The sequence below is a fragment of the Pseudomonas sp. NY11955 genome (assembly GCF_048068035.1).
Lineage (GTDB): Bacteria > Pseudomonadota > Gammaproteobacteria > Pseudomonadales > Pseudomonadaceae > Aquipseudomonas.
Window position 1 is genome coordinate 139,478 of the sequence record NZ_JBLUPS010000008.1, and the last position, 15,738, is coordinate 155,215.

A 15,738-nucleotide genomic window follows, 5' to 3' on the forward strand; every position below is an offset into this window, starting at 1 on the left:
ACCAGCCTCCTTCGCAATTGCAAGAATCGCAACGCGAGATTTACTTGATTTTCTTGATCACTGGCGGCTTCCAACTTGCGTCCAGGATCGGCGCCTTGCCCCAGTAGGCCCGGATGTACAGCGAGATGGGCTCTTTAGGTGACGGTAGCCAGTTGCTCTCTTTCTCCTTGCCGGGGGATACCGGGCCGATGTAGACCGTCAGTGAACCATCGGTATTGCGCTTGAGGTCTTTGTTCTTGGTGCCCAGCGAGTAACGATTGAGCGCATTGGCGCTGAACAGGTGGTGCTGGTTGTACAGCGTTAGCGACCAGAAGCCCTGCACCGGTGGCTCTTCACCTTTGGCGAAGGTGACCTCGTAGCTGTGGGCCCCATTGAGTTGAGCACCGTTGCCATCGAAGTCGGTGTAGTAGTACTGGGTTTCATTGGGGCGGTTGTCGAACATGTTCGACTTGGAGGTGCCGGTACGGTTGAAGTAGTCCACGCCCCATTGGGCGTTGTTGGTCGAGCGGTTCCAGCCATTGCCCGCTGGGTGGCCGTTGTGCTTCCACTGGAAGAACGGCGCGACCAGCTCCTTGTCGGCCAGCTTGGCTTCTTCGACCAGCAGTTTCTTGATGGCAGGGTCTTTTGCGGCGATCGCCATGAGTTGCCGGAACTGGGCGTAAAGGGCTTCTTCCCCTGGCAATGGCGCAACGGTGTCCAGCACTTGCGGGAATTGATCGAAGAATTTTTCCGGAATGACCCATTTGGTTTCACCCTGGCTGGCGCTGTCTGCATTGGGCACCGGGATGTCGGGCGTCTTCTTCCAGTCAATGGTCTTCATCTTGCCGTCAAAGTCTTTGAGCGGGTAGAAGACGACCTGGTTGAGTTGCTGCTGAATAGCGGCTCGATCCGCATCCGTATCGTCCATGAACACGCGCGGAATGGTGTTGGCCAGCGCTGTCGGGCTGCGGATGACGGCTTCCACACCGTCGGGCTTTTCGCCTTTCCAGTTCGGGCCTACCAGCAGGTAGAAACCAGGTTTGCTGGCATAGGGTTTGCCCAGTTCGCCGAATTGATCCGTGCGTTGGTCGTACATGGCGTACACCCAGAAGCGCTCGCCAAAATCCGGCACCTGGGCGATCACGGGTTCATCGTCCAGGGAGAAGAAGCCCAGGCCGTACACCACATCCTGGTTGGGGCAGGTGACAAAAGTTTCGGCAGGGGTGATGTAGTCGTGCAGCATGGCTACCTGACCACGCGGCGCCGCTGGCAGGATGCCGCCTAGCAGCCCCGGGTGGGGCGCCTTGGTGATGCGCTCGTAGCGGTTGATCATGTTGACCATCGGCCAGCCCCAGAGGTAAGCCATGCGTGCGATGGTTTTTACATATTCCGGATGCATGAGTGCATCGGCGCTGGGCTGGGTGAGCTGCGGCGCGTTTGGCTGTGGTTGCTCGGCGGCTTGAGCCAGTGGAGCACTGAGAGACAAGACCAAGAAGGCTGCGCAAAAGCCTGTTTGTGCCGTTCGCATAGTCGACGTCCTTGCTGGTAATTAAGCGAAGGGAACGCGTAAGCGAATGACGGCGAACGGCAGGGCGACGTCCACACTCAGCGTTTCGCTCCCGGACCGATTCGAAGTCTAGCCAGCGAACGGCTGAGGGCGCCTGACACGGCATAATCATTTCACGCCAACATTGCGCCCACACGTCGCGCTTAATGCATGCAGTTGAGAATTGTTAGCAACAAATGATACCGTGCTGCCAATTCCCCGCCGCTGCGCAGGACGCTTGGCGAATGCCGCAAGATCGCGATCATCTGACATCGACCTTCCTGGACAACCGTGAAGCGCTCAAAGCCTACCTGGTGCGTCACTTCGGAAGTACCACCATCGCTGACGACCTGACCCAGGAAACCTGGCTGCGCGTGGCCAGCCGCAAGGTAGGCGAGCGTATCGGCAACCCGCGGGCGTATATCTTCCGCATTGCCCGCAATCTCGGCATGGATATCCGCCGGCGTGAAGCCTTGGGCATCGAGGTGCAGGCCGATCCAATGGTGGTCGAGATGATCCCGGACGGCAAATTCGACCCGGCGCGCAAGACCGAATCGAGCCGCGAGCTGCAACAGGTGATGCAGGTGATCGCCGAATTGCCACCGCGCTGCCGCGAAGTCTTCATCCTGTGCCGTATCGATGGGCTGGATCATCAACAGGTCGCCGAGCGCCTGGGCATTTCCAAAAGCACCGTGGTTTCCCAGATGGTCAAGGCTATGCAGCGCATCGAGAAGGCAATGTCATGAAAGGCTGGTTACACTGCGTGCGTTTTCACTATGACCTGTCAGCGCTTGCATGATGAACGAACACGACTCCCACACCCCCTTGGACCAGGCGCTTGAATGGTGCGTGCGCCTGCAGGATGCGGGGGCGACACCGGACGAGCATGAGGCATTCGCGCAGTGGCTTGCCGCCGACCCCAGCCACTCGGCTGCCTGGCAACGCGCCCGGCAGGTGTGGCGTGCGGCTGGGGTGGCGGGCCACGCCCAGGTTGCCGCCAGCCGCGCCTTGCGCAAGCGCATTTCCAGGCGCACGGCCATAGGGTTGGCAAGCGCGGCGGCGGTACTGATGGCCGTCACGGTGTTCGCCCTTTCGCCCGCGCGCTGGGCAGATTACCGCACCGACGTGGCCCAGGTCCGCAGTTGGACCCTGGAAGACGGCTCTACCGTGCAACTGGCGCCGCAATCCGCATTGAGCGTGAATTTCAGCGCAGGTGAGCGCCGCCTGCGCCTGTACCAGGGCGAAGCCTGGTTCAAGGTGGCGCCCAACCCGTCGCGACCTTTCATCGTCGAAGCCGCAGGTGGCGACGTGCGCGCCTTGGGTACCGCGTTCGACGTGCAGGTGCTGGAGGACGGTGCGAACGTGACGGTGACCGAGCACAGTGTGCGCATCAGCCATGCGCAGCAGCAGGCCGAGGCCGGCGAAGGCCAGGCCTTGCACTATGGTGCACAGGGCATCGGCGCACTGCGCCGAGTCGACCTCGGCCAGCAATTGGCCTGGCGCGAGCAACGCCTGGTGTTCCGTGACGAATCACTGAGCCAGGTGTTGCAGCGTCTGCAGCCTTATTCCCGCGCGCACTTGCTGCTGACCGACAGCAGCCTCGCCCAATTGCGGGTCACGGCAGCGGTACAAGCCCGCGAGGTTGATGCGGCGTTGCAGAGCCTACAGGTCGTCCTGCCGATTCGTGTCACCACGCTCGGCCCGTGGCTTACTTTGGTACGCCCCGTTCAGCGCTAGTGAAAAAAATGAAAAACCGCGTCGTTGTGTTACGCCGGTGGTCCGTCATTAGTCTTGATCGCAAACGAGAATGAGTTGCGAGTACTGCCATCAGGACGGACTGGAAATTCGAATGCCCACCCTTAGCACTCCCATCAAGCCTTTGCTGCTGGTCAGCGCCTTGAGTTGCGTCTACACGCTCGTCGCCCCGCCGCAAGCACACGCAGCCAGCGCCACCCAGGCGCAAACACGCCCCTACAGCATTGCCGCCCAGCCACTGGAAAGCGCGATAGCGCAGTGGTCCGCCAGCAGTGGCATCCAGCTGTTCGCCGACGGCGCGTTGACCCGCGGCAAGACCAGCAGCACGGTAAACGGTCAATACACGGCTGGCGTTGCGCTGCAAAAACTGCTGGCCGGCACCGGCCTGGGTTTTGTCATGGCCGATGGCAACCGCGCCTACCTGCAGCAACGCAGCGACAACGAAACGACGGTGCAGCTGGGCGCGACCACCATTGAGGGGCAGGGCCTGGGCATGACCAGCGAGCACACCGGGTCGTACACCACCGGGGCTATGCAGACGGCGACCAAGTTGCCGACCTCGCTGCGCGAAACCCCGCAATCGGTGACCGTGTTGACCCGCCAGCGCATGGACGATCAGAACCTGCAGAAGCTTGAGGACATTGCCACCTACACGCCAGGCCTGACCCTGCGCAAGACAGGTGGCGAGCGCCCCGAGTTCTATTCGCGTGGGTCCGCCATCGACAACATCATGATCGATGGCCTGCCCGTGGCCTATGACAGCGATACCCTCGGTACCTCGACGCTGGCCATGTACGACCATGTGGAAGTGGTACGCGGTGCCTCGGGCTTGATGGTGGGGGCTGGCAACCCCTCTGGCACCCTCAACCTGATACGCAAGCGCCCGACACTGACGCCGCAGTTGTCCCTTACCGGCAGCGCGGGGCGGTGGGACGACTATCGGGGGGAGGTCGATGTCAGCAATAAGTTGAACGACAGCGGCACCCTGCGTGGCCGTTTCGTCGGCGCCTATCAGGACCGCAACAGTTTCGTCGACGCCTATGGCAATACGCGGCAGCTGTTCTATGGCATCACCGAATATGATCTGGACCCGGCCACCACCCTCACTCTTGGCGCCTGGTACAACCGCGAAGACAACCCCGGCGCTGATTGGAACGGGTTGCCTACCCACCCCGACGGCAGCTTTTTCGACTTTTCACGTTCGACGCGCACCGCGCCAGACTGGACCTACTGGAACAAGAAGAACCGTAGCGCATTCGCCGAGGTCGAGCACCGCTTCGACAATGACTGGAAGCTGCGCCTGAACGCCACCTGGCTGCGCGGCGACATGGACATGCTCGGCGGCAGTCTTTACACCGACGAGAACAATGCCTACCACCTGAACATCGGTCGCTACACCTACCAGCACACCCAGAAGAGCTTGGACACCTACGCTTCTGGTCCTTTCAGCTTGTTTGGCGCTACCCATGAACTGGTCGTCGGTGCCAGTTGGCGGCGCGACGAAACCAATGATGGCCCTGGCGGCCCGGGCATTGGTTCGGATGTGATCGTCGACCCGCAGCACTTTGAACCGGGTGCCTATCCCAAGCCTGATATAGACAACAACTGGTCGCGTACCGGGCATGAGGAACAATCGAGTACCTATGCCACGGTGCGTTTCAATCTGCGTGACGACCTGCGGCTGATTCTCGGCTCGCGCCTGGATTGGTACGAATACGAGCAGCTTACCCATTCAGGTGAATACAGCTTCGGTGACGATTACAAGGCTACCCGGGAACTTACCCCCTATGCCGGCGTAATCTACGACCTGAACGACACTTACTCGGTGTACGCGAGCTGGACGCGGATCTTCAAGCCACAGGCTGCACAAAGCGCCAGCGGCAGCTTGCTGGACCCGATCACCGGCACCAACTATGAAGCCGGCATCAAGGGTGAGTACTTCGGTGGCGCGCTGAACGCCAGCGCGGCGGTATTCCAGCTTGTGCAGGAAAACCTCGCCAAATCCTTGCCGTCCGCTCAATGTGCCCCTGGCGTCAGCGCCTGCTATGAGGCCAGTGGCGAAGTACGAACCCGCGGTGTGGACATGGAGGTGGGCGGAGAGCTGGCGCCTGGTTGGCAGCTGTCTGCTGGCTACACCTACGCTGCAGCGGAGTACACCAAGTCCACAGGTTCGGCAGAGAAGGGTGAGCGTTTCGACAGCGAGACACCCTACAACCTGTTCAAAGTCTTCACCACCTACCGACTACCCGGTGAGCTCGAGCGCTGGACAGTGGGTGGTGGCTGGCGTACGCAGAGCAGCGCGTACACCGGCTTTGGGGTGAAACAGGGGGGCTATAGCGTAAGCGACTTCATGATCGCGTACCGGCCATCGCCAGCATGGCAATTGCAGGCCAACCTGAACAATGCCTTCGACAAGCGCTATTACCAAAACATCAGCAACAGCTGGGGCGCCAACAGCTTCGGCGACCCACGCAACCTGATGCTGACCGTGCGTTACACGCCTGTTTTTTGAGGGAGGCAGGCTTGTGCTTTCGTCGCGTCCGACCCCTATCGGACGCTAGCGTAGGCTGCTAGGCGTTCCGTTGAAACGGGTAGCCAGCGTAATGGCTACCAGTTTTGCGTATGGGCCTCTGGCCCTGCCAACGATGGAAAGAGTGGCAGTACTTCTTTCGCCAACTCCTGGATCACCTCTTGCACTGGGCGCTGTGCCATCTGAATGCCAAGAGCCGCGTGATTGACCCCGGCCTCGCGCCACTCATGCAGCAGTTCGATCAACCCGTTGCGGCCTGTGCGCAATACATAACCACCCTGTAGCGGTGTTCTTGGGAAGTCTGGGTTTTCATCGAGATCAATCCATTCATTGGTGACATGCGGTCGGAAGCCTCCTCCAGGAATGGCCGCTCGCCAGTCCCGGATTTTTTCGGCCAGACGACGAGGACCGAGGACGTTGTGGGTAGTGCCCGGGTATGTAATCCAGCCGTCGGCTTGCTCGCCGAGCCACGGTATGGATTGACGTGATGAGCCAGTCACCAGCAAAGGGATACGTCCAGTGACGGGCTTGGGTAGCAGGCTCGCCCGATCAAGCCGCCCCAGTGGCGTGTTGATTGGCAAGGAACTACCTGCCAGCAACTGACGGAAATAGTCCACGCTTTGCACGAAACGCTCCCCACGTTCGTCATGGGCCAGGCCATAGGCGGGAAACTCTACAGGGCGGTCGCCTGAGGCAATGCCCAACACCAGACGGCCACCTGACAGGCAGTCCACAGTGGCCGCAGCTTTGGCCAGGTCGATGGGATGGCGCAGAGCAAAGATCGCACTTCCGGTTGCCAGTGCGATGGTGCGGGTATGGGCTGCCAGGTAGGCCAAGTAGGCGAAAGGATCGAAAACCTGGCCCGCGTCGCCAAAAGCCGGGTCGTACAAGGGCACATCACGTACCCATACGGCGGCGAAACCCAAGTGGTCGATTTCGCTGACCAGTCGCGCCTGTCCATTAAGCACACCCATGTCACCGTTATAGAAGCGAAGTGGCAGGAAGATTCCCAGGGTCAACTGACCATGGGCAAACATGCGCCGGTAACCTGGATGCAGAGCGAAGGTATCGGCGCTTGCGCCTTTGATGATGTTGAGCGTCATCGACAGTCCTTGGTCAGGGGCCAGTGGCCGGGGCGGGAAGACGAATGCCTCGCTGTACCGCCGGGCGCTGCTCGACTTGGCGGAACCAGCGACGGAGGTTTTCATGGGCGCTGAAGTCGAAGCCCACGATCGCGGCAATGTGTAGCCAGGCGAAGCTGGCGATATCTGCAATCGAATACGCTTCGCCGGCCAACCATTTACGTGTGGCAAGCTGCTGATCGAGAAGGGCGAAGGCGTCTTCAGTGAGGGTGCGATAGCGCTTTTGCGCGATTGGGTCTGGTATGGCCTCGAAGCATTCGAAATGCACACGCTGCCCCAGCAAAGGGCCCATGCTCGCGCTGTGGTACATCAGACAAGTAATCGCCTCCCAGCGCGGCTGCGTGGCCTGTTCAAGCAGTTGGCCGCTGTGTTGCGCCAGATACAACAGAATTGCCGCCGACTCGAACAGGACGATACCCGCTGCGTGGTCGACCAGGACCGGAATGCGCCCTGCTGGGTTAAGAGCCAAGAAGTCAGCCTGCCGATGCTCGCCCAGGTCGATGTTCACGTGGACGAGGCGATAAGGCAGTTCCAGCTCCTCAAGAGCAATAGTGATCTTGAAACCATTAGGGGAGCTGTCGGTATAAAGTACAAGTGCGGGTTCCTGCATGCCTTTCACCTTAATAAAACTGATCCGTGTTAGGTTCGTTCGTGGCCATGCTAAGTGCACATTTACGGGCCTGCTAACGATCATTCCTATCAATGAAATCAGTTTTTCTAAGGTTGGCGTTTAATGGGTGCAGTTTTGCCTTTGCTCGCGTTGCGAGCCTTCACTGAAACCACGCGGCTGGGTAGCCTGAAGGCCGCCGCCGAGCGCATGGGCGTGACGCCGGGTGCTATCAGCCAGCAAATTCGTCTGTTGGAAGACCGGCTCGGTGTCACTCTCCTGACTCGAAGCCGTTATGGCGTGCAACTCACCGAGGCAGGTGAACGTCTTTATCCAGGGCTATCACGCGGGTTTGGCCAGATCGAAAGCGCGCTGCTCGATCTGGACATGCTGACCCGTGCCAACTCTCTTAACATCAGCACTCAGCCTTCGTTCGCCTCCAGCTGGCTGATACCACGCTTGGCGGATTTCAACGCGCTACACCCAGAGATCGACGTACGCGTGCAGTCCACAGCCGAACTGGCCGACCTGCAACGTGACCCGGTTGACGTCGCTCTACGCCATGGCTTGGGTGATTACCCTGGAGTGAAGTCGATACCGCTATTCGCACCCGTATTGCTTCCGGTAGCCAGCCCTGGCTTGCTTGCCACTGGCCCAGCGCTGGATGAGCCGCAGGACTGCCTGCATTACCCTCTGTTGCAGGATGCCGATCGCGCTGATTGGACGCTGTGGTTGCAGGCTCACGGCGTCGAGCCCGGACACCGCAGTCGCCGAGGTCCCAGTTTTGATGAAGATCTACTGTTGATGCGCGCTGCGGTCAGCGGCCAGGGCATTGCGCTTGTGCAGTCACAGCATGCCGAAGAAGACCTGCGCCAAGGCAGGCTGGTGGTGGCTGTGGATCGACCATGGCCTTCGCGCTTTGCTTACTACCTGGTTGCTCGCGAGGAAAAGCTAGGGCAACCGCATGTGCGGGCGTTCGTCGACTGGATGCTGGGGCAGGTTGAAGCCGGGGCGTCGCCAGATATGCACGGCTCGGATTCTGGCCTCAAGCACGCTTTTGAAGTGAGGCAACCTGGGGTGGGTAGATCCGAGTGACTGCTATGGGGCGAGAGTTGCCGGAGGCGAGTGGCCGCATTCGACCCAAAGCAGACGCTGAAAAAACTGATGCCGTAGTGCTATGAGCACTCTGTGGGAGCGGGCGTGGCCGCGAACACCGGCGCAGCCGGTGCCAGTCTACGTGTTTGATTCTTCGCGGGCGCGCCCGCTCCCACAAAGGTTGCTGTTCGGCTCACTGGCAGCTTTGGGTCGAGAGCTGTCGGACGCGAGTGGCCGCAATCGATCCGAACCTGCCATCGTGCCTCTCAGGCCTGGTCTAGCCTGATTGACGCAAGGTAAATTGGGCGGGTGCCTATAAGTAGAGCTAATCGACAATGAGTAAAATTGATTAAACTAATGAACGGTTGGAACGCACACTGCTGTCTTTCAAACGGGGATAATTCTATGTCAGGCGAAAAATCGATCTCAGCTCTGCTACGCGGCATGAGCCCAGTCCTCAATGAAGGCGACTTTGTGTTCTGCACAGTAGCGGACGCGTCTGCGCTTCAGGGTACCGATGTGCTTGGTACATTCCGCGAAAAAGAAGGCTTAACTGTAATCATTGAACGCGAACGCGCTGATGCACTGGGCCTTGAGTACAATTTTGTGGCAGCTTGGATCACGCTCACGATCCACTCGGCGCTTGATGCGGTGGGTTTGACGGCCGCATTCGCGACCGCACTCGGAAAGGCTGACATCAGTTGCAACGTGATCGCAGCCTTCTATCATGATCATATTTTTGTGGCCAAGGATGATGCGGCTAAAGCCATCGATGTCCTGCAAGCCTTATCTCGTGCAGGCGAATCCAGTTAGCCCTGGCCATGGTGCTTCCGGTTTGCCTATTGGCGCTTTTTGCCATGGGTGAGCGTTTGTTTTAGGTCAATAAAGGTTTACCTAGATCACACAAAACGCTCGTGTGGGGGTAAACCTGTGTGATTAGAAAAAATTCCGTCTGACGTGAGGACGCACAGCAGACGGTCACGCTTGATAGGCAACGATTGGGCCGAGCGGCTTCAACCCGGCTTGCGATGTCTCGTGGCCGCGAGGTTGATAGCAGCTTCCATCGCTTCAATCCAAGGGCTTTTCCCTACCGACTGAGCCAGCAAGCGCGCCCCGATCATGGCGGCAAAAATCACCAAAGCTTCGCTGTCCACCGCTTTCGACTGGGTTGAATCGTCTCTATCACCCGCGGGTTCATCCAAGAACTTATCCAGCAGGCGCTTTGCACCGGTCTCGTAAGCTTCAGCACCTGACTGGCTCACCTCCCCAGTGGATACGCCTGAGGCAAAGGCCAGAAGCGGGCAACGACGCTTGGCAGAACTATTGCGAAGATACTGACGAACCAAGGAAGCCGCTCGATCCTGCGCCGCCGCATCCGCTCGATTGTAGACATCCTCCCATGCGTCAAGGGCGTGATCGAACGCCATCGAGCATGCCTCGGCAATCAAGGCGTCCTTGGAATCGAAGTGCTTGTAAAAACCACCCACGGTCATGTTGTTGGCGGCCATTATTTGCGCCACGGACACACCTTCGACTCCAGACTCACGAAACAGGCGTGAAGCTGTCTGTACTATCTGGGCACGGTTCTCTTTGGCCTTGGACTGCGATGAGCGTCCCACGTTGTCACCCTGTTTTTTTGAAGCACAAGATCTTGGTCACCATTCGCTGCAAGACCTCGTCACGCTGATTGGAAGTAATGCATTCGGCCACCACGATTCCTCTATCTGGTTTGGATCGAGACGGCGTGATGCTGAGAATCTTGCTAGTGACACGTAGCACGTCTCCAGGACGTGTCGCTTGAGGCCACGCTATTTCCGCGCCTGCACCGATGATACCTCGTGCAAGCGGCAGGCTTGCCACCAGCAAACGCATGGTAATGCCCGCAGTCTGCCAACCGCTTGCTGCGAGGCCTTCAAAGAATGTGTCCTTCGCGGCGTCTTGGTCCAAGTGAAAAGGTTGCGGGTCAAACGTCTTTGCATACCCAACGATCTGCTCTGCATCCAAGGGGTAATGGTCGCTTAGGAAAGTATCGCCCACGGACAGGTCTTCCAGGTAGATAGGTTCAGCCATCGTTGACTCCATGCGCTCGAGGAAATGTGCTGGGTGTTGAGTTCACGTTCGCTTGTCAAAATAGATTATGGCCACTATCTTAATTTGGCAAATCAGCTTTCCCCCTTTCCGTGTCCACCGCTGCAGACGCCAACCCCCGCGCTTGTGGCACTTACGAGGAGGCCAATTCATGCCCTTGGTTCGTATCGACACCAGAAGACACAGCGATCCGCAGCGCATCCAGCTATTGGGGCGAATCGTGTATCAGGCTATGCGAGACGCCATCAGCGTTCCCGAGCATGACAACTTCCAGGTCCTCGCCGAGCACGATGGAAACCACATGGTGAACGACCCGCAATACTTGGGAATACAGCGCTCGGACGACCAGGTATTCATTCAGATTACGCTCAACGAAGGCCGTACGACCGAGCAAAAGAAACTGCTCTATAAAACGATCGCCACGGGCCTCAACGAGCAGGTGGGCGTACGCCTTGAGGATGTTTTCATCAGTCTGGTGGAGGTCAAAAGGGAGAATTGGTCGTTCGGCAACGGCATTGCTCAATACGCTGAGTAACCCGTGCCGCCTTACGCCGGCTGCCTATCAGCGGTTGTGCACAAATCTAACAGACTCAAGCCTGCTATCGACTCCATCATCACGGTCCAGTTTTGAAGGAGTACGCAATGTTCGACACCAAAGTAGCCATCCTCGTCCGTAATGACCTTGCCATGTGGCAGAGGATGAATGTTGTTGCGTTTCTGGCCACCGGCATCCCATCGGCCGCGCCAGAGGTCATGGGTGAGCCTTACGTGGATGCGAACGGTCACGTTTACGGAAACATGTCCGGCCAGCCAATGCTGATTTTCGAAGCCAGCCTTGAGGAAATCCAGCACGCCCATCGTGTGGGGCTGGAGCGCGAATTGACCATGCTCCCCTATGTGTTCGCCATGTTCTCGACCGGCCATGACGAAGCGAACAGAGCGGTGTTCCTTGCGCAGGACCCTGCCAGCATGGACTTCGTCGGCATCGCTCTGCGTGGTCCGAAGAAAGCCGTCGACAAGGCGATCAAAGGTCTCTCACTGCATAAATAGTCGCCCGGCGTTCAAGCACCCCTCGTTGCGCAGCGCGTGACCATCCTGACCGCCGTAGCTGCCCTTCATGAAGGGCAGCGGGACCATGGGGTGCAATTCAATGGAGGCATTCGAACAGCGCTGCCGCTCCCTGTCCTCCGCCAATGCACATGCTGACCACGATGTAACGCGCCTTGCGGCGAATACCTTCCAGCAACGCATGGCCAGCCAGGCGGGTGCCGCTCATGCCGTAGGGATGCCCCAAGGCGATCGCGCCGCCGTTGACGTTCAGTCGTTCGGCCGGAAGGCCCAGGGCCTCAGAGCAGTACAGCACCTGGGAAGCAAAGGCCTCGTTGATTTCCCAGAGGTCGATGTCGTCCACCGTCAAGCGATTGCGTTGCAGCAGCTTACGGATCGCAGGTACCGGCCCGATGCCCATTTCATCTGGCGCGCAGCCTTCCACTACACAACTGACCAAGCGTCCCAGTGGTTGAAGCCCATGGCGTTGCAACTGCTCGTGCGAAACCACCAGGCAAGCGGCCGAGCCATCCGAGAGGGGGCAAGCGTTGCCAGCGCTGACCGAGCCATCGGCAAACACCGGTGCCAGTGCCGCGAGGCCTTCGGCGTTGGTGGTGGGGCGGGGGCATTCGTCCTGGGTCACCTGAACCTCGACGAAGGATTGCTCGCCGCTGCTGCGGTCGTCGATGCGCTGTACCGTGTGTACGGCGGCGATCTCGGCAGCGAACAGGCCTTGACTGCGGGCCGCCGCGGCGCGCTGCTGGCTGAGCAAGGCGAAGGCGTCCTGTGCATCGCGGCTGACGGCGTAGCGCTTGGCGACCACTTCGGCGGTTTCCACCATCGGCATGTAGGCTGCCGGCAGGTGTTCGAGCAGTTGGCGGTCGTGACGCCGATAGACGTTCATGTGCGCGTTCTGCACCAGGCTGATGGACTCCACGCCGCCTGCCAGGATCAGCTCGGCGTCGCCGGCCTGGATGCGCTGGCTGGCGATGACCAACGCCATCAGCCCGGAGGCGCACTGGCGATCCACCGTCATGCCCGGGGTACGTACCGGCAGCTGCGCCGCCAGCGCCGCCATGCGGCCGATGTTGTAGTACTGCGAGCCCTCTGGCAGGGCGCAGCCGAGAATCACGTCATCGATCAGCCGTGGGTCGATAGCGCTGCGTTGCAGCAGCGCACGCAGCGCGAAGGCGGCCAGGGTGGGGGCGTCGGTGTCGTTGAAAGCGCCACGGTAGGCGCGGCCGATGGGCGTGCGGGCGTAGCCGGCGATGTACGCCATGTTGCTTCTAGTGGTCATGGTGGCAGTCCGGATCAGGGGCGGGCGTCGCGGAAGGGCGCGGTGATTTCACGCAGTTGTGAAAGGCTCAGGTCGCCGAGGATTTCGCGCAGGAGCAGGCCTTCGTTGTCGATGTCAAACACTGCGTACTCGGTGATGATCCGGGTGACACAGCGTTTTGCGGTCAGTGGCAGGTTGCAGCGCTCGACGATCTTCGGCTGGCCGTCCTTGTCGCAGTGCGGCATGGTGACGATCACCTGGCGGGCCTTTTGCGCCAGCTCTGCGCCACCGCCGATGCCGGCTACGATCTTGCCCGGTACCAGCCAGTTGGCCAGGTCTCCGTGGTGCGAGACCTGCAGGGCACCGAGGAAGGTGATGTCGAGCAGGCCGCGGCGAATGATGCCAAAAGACGTGGCGCTGTCGACGATAGCGCCGCCCGGCACCAGGGTGACATAACCACCGCCGGCGTCGATCAGCTCGGCGTCGAGGTCGTCTATGCCGGCCTGCGGGCCGACGCCGACGATGCCATTTTCCGAATGAATCCACACCTGGATGCTGTGCGGTACGTAGGTCGGGATCAGCGTCGGCAGGCCGATGCCGAGGTTCACCAACTGGCCGTCGCGGATTTCCCGCGCGGCCCGACGGGCGATGACTTCCCGCGGGTCAGCGAGCGATGGGCTGGTACTCATGGGAGCTCCTTGTGACGGTGACCAGGTGGTGCACGAAGATGCCGGGGGTGTGGATGCTGTCGGCTGGCAGCGCGGTTTCGCTGAGGTCGTAAACCTCGGCGATCACGCAGTCGGCGGCCATCGCCATGAGCGGGCCGAAGTTGCGCGCGCTGCCGTGGTAGCGAAGGTTGCCGGTACGGTCGGCGCAGTGCCCGGCAATGAAGGCGTAGTCGGCGCGCAGTGCTGGCTCGACGTACAGCTGGCGGCCGTCGACGGTGACTGCCTGGCGCTGGTCACCCAGCTCCTCGGGAAGCTCGATGTCGCTGAGGAAGGCCGGCAGGCCGACGCCGGCGCAGCGGATGCGTTCGGCGAACAGGCCCTGGGAGACGAACACCACTTCCAGCTGACCGCTGGTGAAGGCCCGCCGCGCCGCGCCGCTCAGGCCGAGGTGGGTGGTGATCATCTTGCGGATTGCCCCTGCCTCGATCAGCCGCGACACACCGTAGCCGTCCTGGTTGGCGTCGTTCTTGATGATGGTCAGCCCACGCTTGCCTTGTCGTGCCAGCTCCTCCAGCAGCGAGAACGGCGTGCCGGGCGAGCCGAAGCCGCCGACCATGATGCTGCTGCCGTCGGCGATACCGGCGACGGCCTGCTCCAGTGAACACTGCTTGCTCATCGGCTGGCCTGCTGCGCCTGGAAGGCGTCGAAGGTGGCACCAAGCAGTTCGACGATTTCGTCGCACTGCGAGCGGGTTGTGATCAGTGGCGGTGAGATCAGCGTGTGGTCGCCCTGTTCGCCCATTAGCGAGCGACGTGGATAGATGATCAGGCCGCGTTCGCGGGCCAGGCGCGTGATGCTGTCGCTGACGTTGGCCGCCAGTGGGAAGGGGGTCTTGCCGGCACGGTCGGCGACGTACTCGACGGCCTGCAGGTAGCCACGACCCCGCACATCGCCGACGAATTCGTAGCGTGAGCCGAGTTCCTTGAGGCGTGCCAACAGGTAGGCGCCGTTCTCGGCCACCTTGGCCACCAGCCCTTCGTCCTCGATGGCCTGGATGACCGCCAGGGCGGTGGCGCTGGCCAACGGGTTGCCGGCATAGGTGTAGCCGTGCTGGAAACCACCGGCGGCGAGGATCGGGTCGGTGAGTTCGGCGCGGGTCAGCACCGCCGACACCGGGTAGTAACCGGCGCCCAGGCCCTTGGCCAGGCACAGGATGTCTGCTTGAACGTCCCAGTGCTCGTAGCCGAACCAGCGCCCGGTACGGCCGATGCCGGTCATTACTTCGTCGAGTATCAGCAGGATGCCGTGGCGCTTGCAGATCGCCTGGATACGCGGGAAATAGGCGTCGTGCGGCACTTGCGCGCCGGTGCTGGCACCGCCGATGGGTTCGGCGATGAAGGCGGCGACGTTGTGTGCGCCGACTTCCAGGATCGCGGCTTCCAACTCGTCGGCGCAGGCCACGGCGTAGGCCTCGGCGCTCAGGCCGGCGGGCACGCGGTACTGGCTCGGCGAGGCGATCTTCGGGTAGTGCTGGAACATGGGCTCGAAAGGCTGGGTCAGCGGCGTGTAGCTGGTCATCGCCAGCGCGCCCATGGTCGAGCCGTGGTAGGCCGGCTTGCGGCTGATGAAGATGCTGCGCTGCGGCTCGCCTTTGCAGTACCAGTACTGGCGGGCGATCTTCAACGCGGACTCGACCGACTCGGAACCGCCGGAGGAGAAGAACACCCGGTCGAAGCGTTTGTCGGTGAGCTTCACCAGGCGCTCGGCGAGGTCCAGCGCGGGCTGGTTCTCGAACTGGGTGCGGTAGGCGAAGGCGACCTTGTCCAGTTGCGCCAGCATGGCCTCGCGCACCGCCGGGTGGCCGTGGCCGAGTTGCGCGACGATGGCGCCGGAGCAGGCGTCCAGGTAGCGCTGGCCATGCTCGTCCCAGGCATAGATGCCTTGGGCGCGGGTGACGGTCGGCAGGCGCGCGGAGGATTGGTAGAACAGGTAGTCGGACATAGGG

General features: G+C 60.7%; 16 protein-coding genes. 7 read left to right on the forward strand and 9 right to left on the reverse strand.

Features of this window, described 5'->3' with window-relative positions; translation table 11 throughout:
- Nucleotides 1-40: 40 nt before the first annotated feature.
- Nucleotides 41-1,378 (reverse strand): DUF1254 domain-containing protein, encoded by a 1,338-nt coding sequence (locus tag ACNFBR_RS16655; protein ID WP_416735932.1) that lies wholly within the window; start codon nucleotides 1,376-1,378, stop codon nucleotides 41-43.
- A 392-nt stretch (nucleotides 1,379-1,770) separates the two neighbouring features.
- On the opposite strand from ACNFBR_RS16655, the gene ACNFBR_RS16660 reads away from it, so the two are divergent.
- From ACNFBR_RS16660 to ACNFBR_RS16670, 3 genes are all read left to right on the forward strand, one after another.
- Nucleotides 1,771-2,271 carry an RNA polymerase sigma factor gene (locus ACNFBR_RS16660; RefSeq protein WP_416735933.1) on the forward strand — a complete coding sequence of 167 codons (501 nt, stop codon included), beginning with the start codon at nucleotides 1,771-1,773 and terminating at the stop codon, nucleotides 2,269-2,271.
- A gap of 49 nt (nucleotides 2,272-2,320) precedes the next feature.
- Nucleotides 2,321-3,262 (forward strand): FecR family protein, encoded by a 942-nt coding sequence (locus ACNFBR_RS16665; RefSeq protein WP_416735934.1) that lies wholly within the window; start codon nucleotides 2,321-2,323, stop codon nucleotides 3,260-3,262.
- Nucleotides 3,263-3,374: 112 nt separating this feature from the next.
- On the forward strand, nucleotides 3,375-5,792 hold the full coding sequence (locus ACNFBR_RS16670) for a TonB-dependent siderophore receptor (protein WP_416735935.1): 2,418 nt from the start codon (nucleotides 3,375-3,377) through the stop codon (nucleotides 5,790-5,792).
- A gap of 95 nt (nucleotides 5,793-5,887) precedes the next feature.
- Here the strand turns inward: ACNFBR_RS16670 and ACNFBR_RS16675 are convergent, their stop codons facing one another.
- Together ACNFBR_RS16675 and ACNFBR_RS16680 are read right to left on the reverse strand one after the other, a co-directional pair.
- Nucleotides 5,888-6,913 carry an LLM class oxidoreductase gene (locus ACNFBR_RS16675; protein ID WP_416735936.1) on the reverse strand — a complete coding sequence of 342 codons (1,026 nt, stop codon included), beginning with the start codon at nucleotides 6,911-6,913 and terminating at the stop codon, nucleotides 5,888-5,890.
- A gap of 13 nt (nucleotides 6,914-6,926) precedes the next feature.
- On the reverse strand, nucleotides 6,927-7,562 hold the full coding sequence (locus ACNFBR_RS16680; RefSeq protein WP_416735937.1) for a glutathione S-transferase family protein: 636 nt from the start codon (nucleotides 7,560-7,562) through the stop codon (nucleotides 6,927-6,929).
- A gap of 123 nt (nucleotides 7,563-7,685) precedes the next feature.
- Between ACNFBR_RS16680 and ACNFBR_RS16685 the strand changes: the two genes are divergently transcribed.
- The gene (locus ACNFBR_RS16685) at nucleotides 7,686-8,654 is read left to right on the forward strand and encodes a LysR substrate-binding domain-containing protein (RefSeq protein WP_416735938.1); all 969 of its coding nucleotides are present in this window, start codon (nucleotides 7,686-7,688) and stop codon (nucleotides 8,652-8,654) included.
- A gap of 405 nt (nucleotides 8,655-9,059) precedes the next feature.
- A complete protein-coding gene (locus ACNFBR_RS16690; protein WP_416735939.1) occupies nucleotides 9,060-9,467 on the forward strand; it encodes an ACT domain-containing protein in 408 nt (135 codons plus the stop codon).
- Between the two features lie 200 nt (nucleotides 9,468-9,667).
- On the opposite strand, the gene ACNFBR_RS16695 is transcribed toward ACNFBR_RS16690, so the two are convergent.
- A complete protein-coding gene (locus tag ACNFBR_RS16695; protein WP_416735940.1) occupies nucleotides 9,668-10,273 on the reverse strand; it encodes a TetR/AcrR family transcriptional regulator in 606 nt (201 codons plus the stop codon).
- Nucleotides 10,274-10,277: 4 nt separating this feature from the next.
- Nucleotides 10,278-10,724: a MaoC family dehydratase gene (locus tag ACNFBR_RS16700; RefSeq protein ID WP_416735941.1), complete on the reverse strand. Its 447-nt coding sequence runs from the start codon at nucleotides 10,722-10,724 to the stop codon at nucleotides 10,278-10,280.
- 169 nt (nucleotides 10,725-10,893) lie between these two features.
- Between ACNFBR_RS16700 and ACNFBR_RS16705 the strand changes: the two genes are divergently transcribed.
- A complete protein-coding gene (locus tag ACNFBR_RS16705; RefSeq protein WP_416735942.1) occupies nucleotides 10,894-11,277 on the forward strand; it encodes a tautomerase family protein in 384 nt (127 codons plus the stop codon).
- A gap of 107 nt (nucleotides 11,278-11,384) precedes the next feature.
- Nucleotides 11,385-11,792 (forward strand): DUF2000 family protein, encoded by a 408-nt coding sequence (locus tag ACNFBR_RS16710; protein WP_416735943.1) that lies wholly within the window; start codon nucleotides 11,385-11,387, stop codon nucleotides 11,790-11,792.
- A gap of 97 nt (nucleotides 11,793-11,889) precedes the next feature.
- Here ACNFBR_RS16710 and ACNFBR_RS16715 read toward each other — a convergent pair whose 3' ends face one another.
- Genes ACNFBR_RS16715 through ACNFBR_RS16730 form a run of 4 tightly spaced genes read right to left on the reverse strand, consistent with a single transcriptional unit; the run spans nucleotide 11,890 to nucleotide 15,734 of the window.
- Nucleotides 11,890-13,086 carry a thiolase family protein gene (locus ACNFBR_RS16715; RefSeq protein ID WP_416735944.1) on the reverse strand — a complete coding sequence of 399 codons (1,197 nt, stop codon included), beginning with the start codon at nucleotides 13,084-13,086 and terminating at the stop codon, nucleotides 11,890-11,892.
- Between the two features lie 14 nt (nucleotides 13,087-13,100).
- Entirely contained in the window at nucleotides 13,101-13,754 is a 654-nt protein-coding gene (locus ACNFBR_RS16720) for a 3-oxoacid CoA-transferase subunit B (RefSeq protein WP_416735945.1), read from the reverse strand.
- Nucleotides 13,729-14,409: a CoA transferase subunit A gene (locus ACNFBR_RS16725; protein WP_416735946.1), complete on the reverse strand. Its 681-nt coding sequence runs from the start codon at nucleotides 14,407-14,409 to the stop codon at nucleotides 13,729-13,731. Before ACNFBR_RS16725 ends, ACNFBR_RS16720 begins: the two co-directional genes overlap by 26 nt.
- Nucleotides 14,406-15,734, reverse strand: coding sequence for an aspartate aminotransferase family protein (locus ACNFBR_RS16730; protein ID WP_416735947.1), 1,329 nt, complete (start codon nucleotides 15,732-15,734; stop codon nucleotides 14,406-14,408). The genes ACNFBR_RS16725 and ACNFBR_RS16730 overlap by 4 nt, the downstream gene beginning before the upstream one ends.
- Nucleotides 15,735-15,738 lie beyond the last annotated feature (4 nt).

Bases quoted from the DNA above. Each gene is read 5' to 3' on its own strand.
- ACNFBR_RS16720 (WP_416735945.1), bottom strand. From the start codon at position 13,754: ATGAGTACCAGCCCATCGCTCGCTGACCCGCGGGAAGTCATCGCCCGT.
- ACNFBR_RS16705 (WP_416735942.1), top strand. From the start codon at position 10,894: ATGCCCTTGGTTCGTATCGACACCAGAAGACACAGCGATCCGCAGCGC.
- ACNFBR_RS16680 (WP_416735937.1), bottom strand. From the start codon at position 7,562: ATGCAGGAACCCGCACTTGTACTTTATACCGACAGCTCCCCTAATGGT.
- ACNFBR_RS16675 (WP_416735936.1), bottom strand. From the start codon at position 6,913: ATGACGCTCAACATCATCAAAGGCGCAAGCGCCGATACCTTCGCTCTG.
- ACNFBR_RS16670 (WP_416735935.1), top strand. From the start codon at position 3,375: ATGCCCACCCTTAGCACTCCCATCAAGCCTTTGCTGCTGGTCAGCGCC.
- ACNFBR_RS16655 (WP_416735932.1), bottom strand. From the start codon at position 1,378: ATGCATCCGGAATATGTAAAAACCATCGCACGCATGGCTTACCTCTGG.
- ACNFBR_RS16725 (WP_416735946.1), bottom strand. From the start codon at position 14,409: ATGAGCAAGCAGTGTTCACTGGAGCAGGCCGTCGCCGGTATCGCCGAC.
- ACNFBR_RS16700 (WP_416735941.1), bottom strand. From the start codon at position 10,724: ATGGCTGAACCTATCTACCTGGAAGACCTGTCCGTGGGCGATACTTTC.
- ACNFBR_RS16660 (WP_416735933.1), top strand. From the start codon at position 1,771: ATGCCGCAAGATCGCGATCATCTGACATCGACCTTCCTGGACAACCGT.
- ACNFBR_RS16690 (WP_416735939.1), top strand. From the start codon at position 9,060: ATGTCAGGCGAAAAATCGATCTCAGCTCTGCTACGCGGCATGAGCCCA.
- ACNFBR_RS16685 (WP_416735938.1), top strand. From the start codon at position 7,686: ATGGGTGCAGTTTTGCCTTTGCTCGCGTTGCGAGCCTTCACTGAAACC.
- ACNFBR_RS16730 (WP_416735947.1), bottom strand. From the start codon at position 15,734: ATGTCCGACTACCTGTTCTACCAATCCTCCGCGCGCCTGCCGACCGTC.
- ACNFBR_RS16665 (WP_416735934.1), top strand. From the start codon at position 2,321: ATGATGAACGAACACGACTCCCACACCCCCTTGGACCAGGCGCTTGAA.
- ACNFBR_RS16715 (WP_416735944.1), bottom strand. From the start codon at position 13,086: ATGACCACTAGAAGCAACATGGCGTACATCGCCGGCTACGCCCGCACG.
- ACNFBR_RS16710 (WP_416735943.1), top strand. From the start codon at position 11,385: ATGTTCGACACCAAAGTAGCCATCCTCGTCCGTAATGACCTTGCCATG.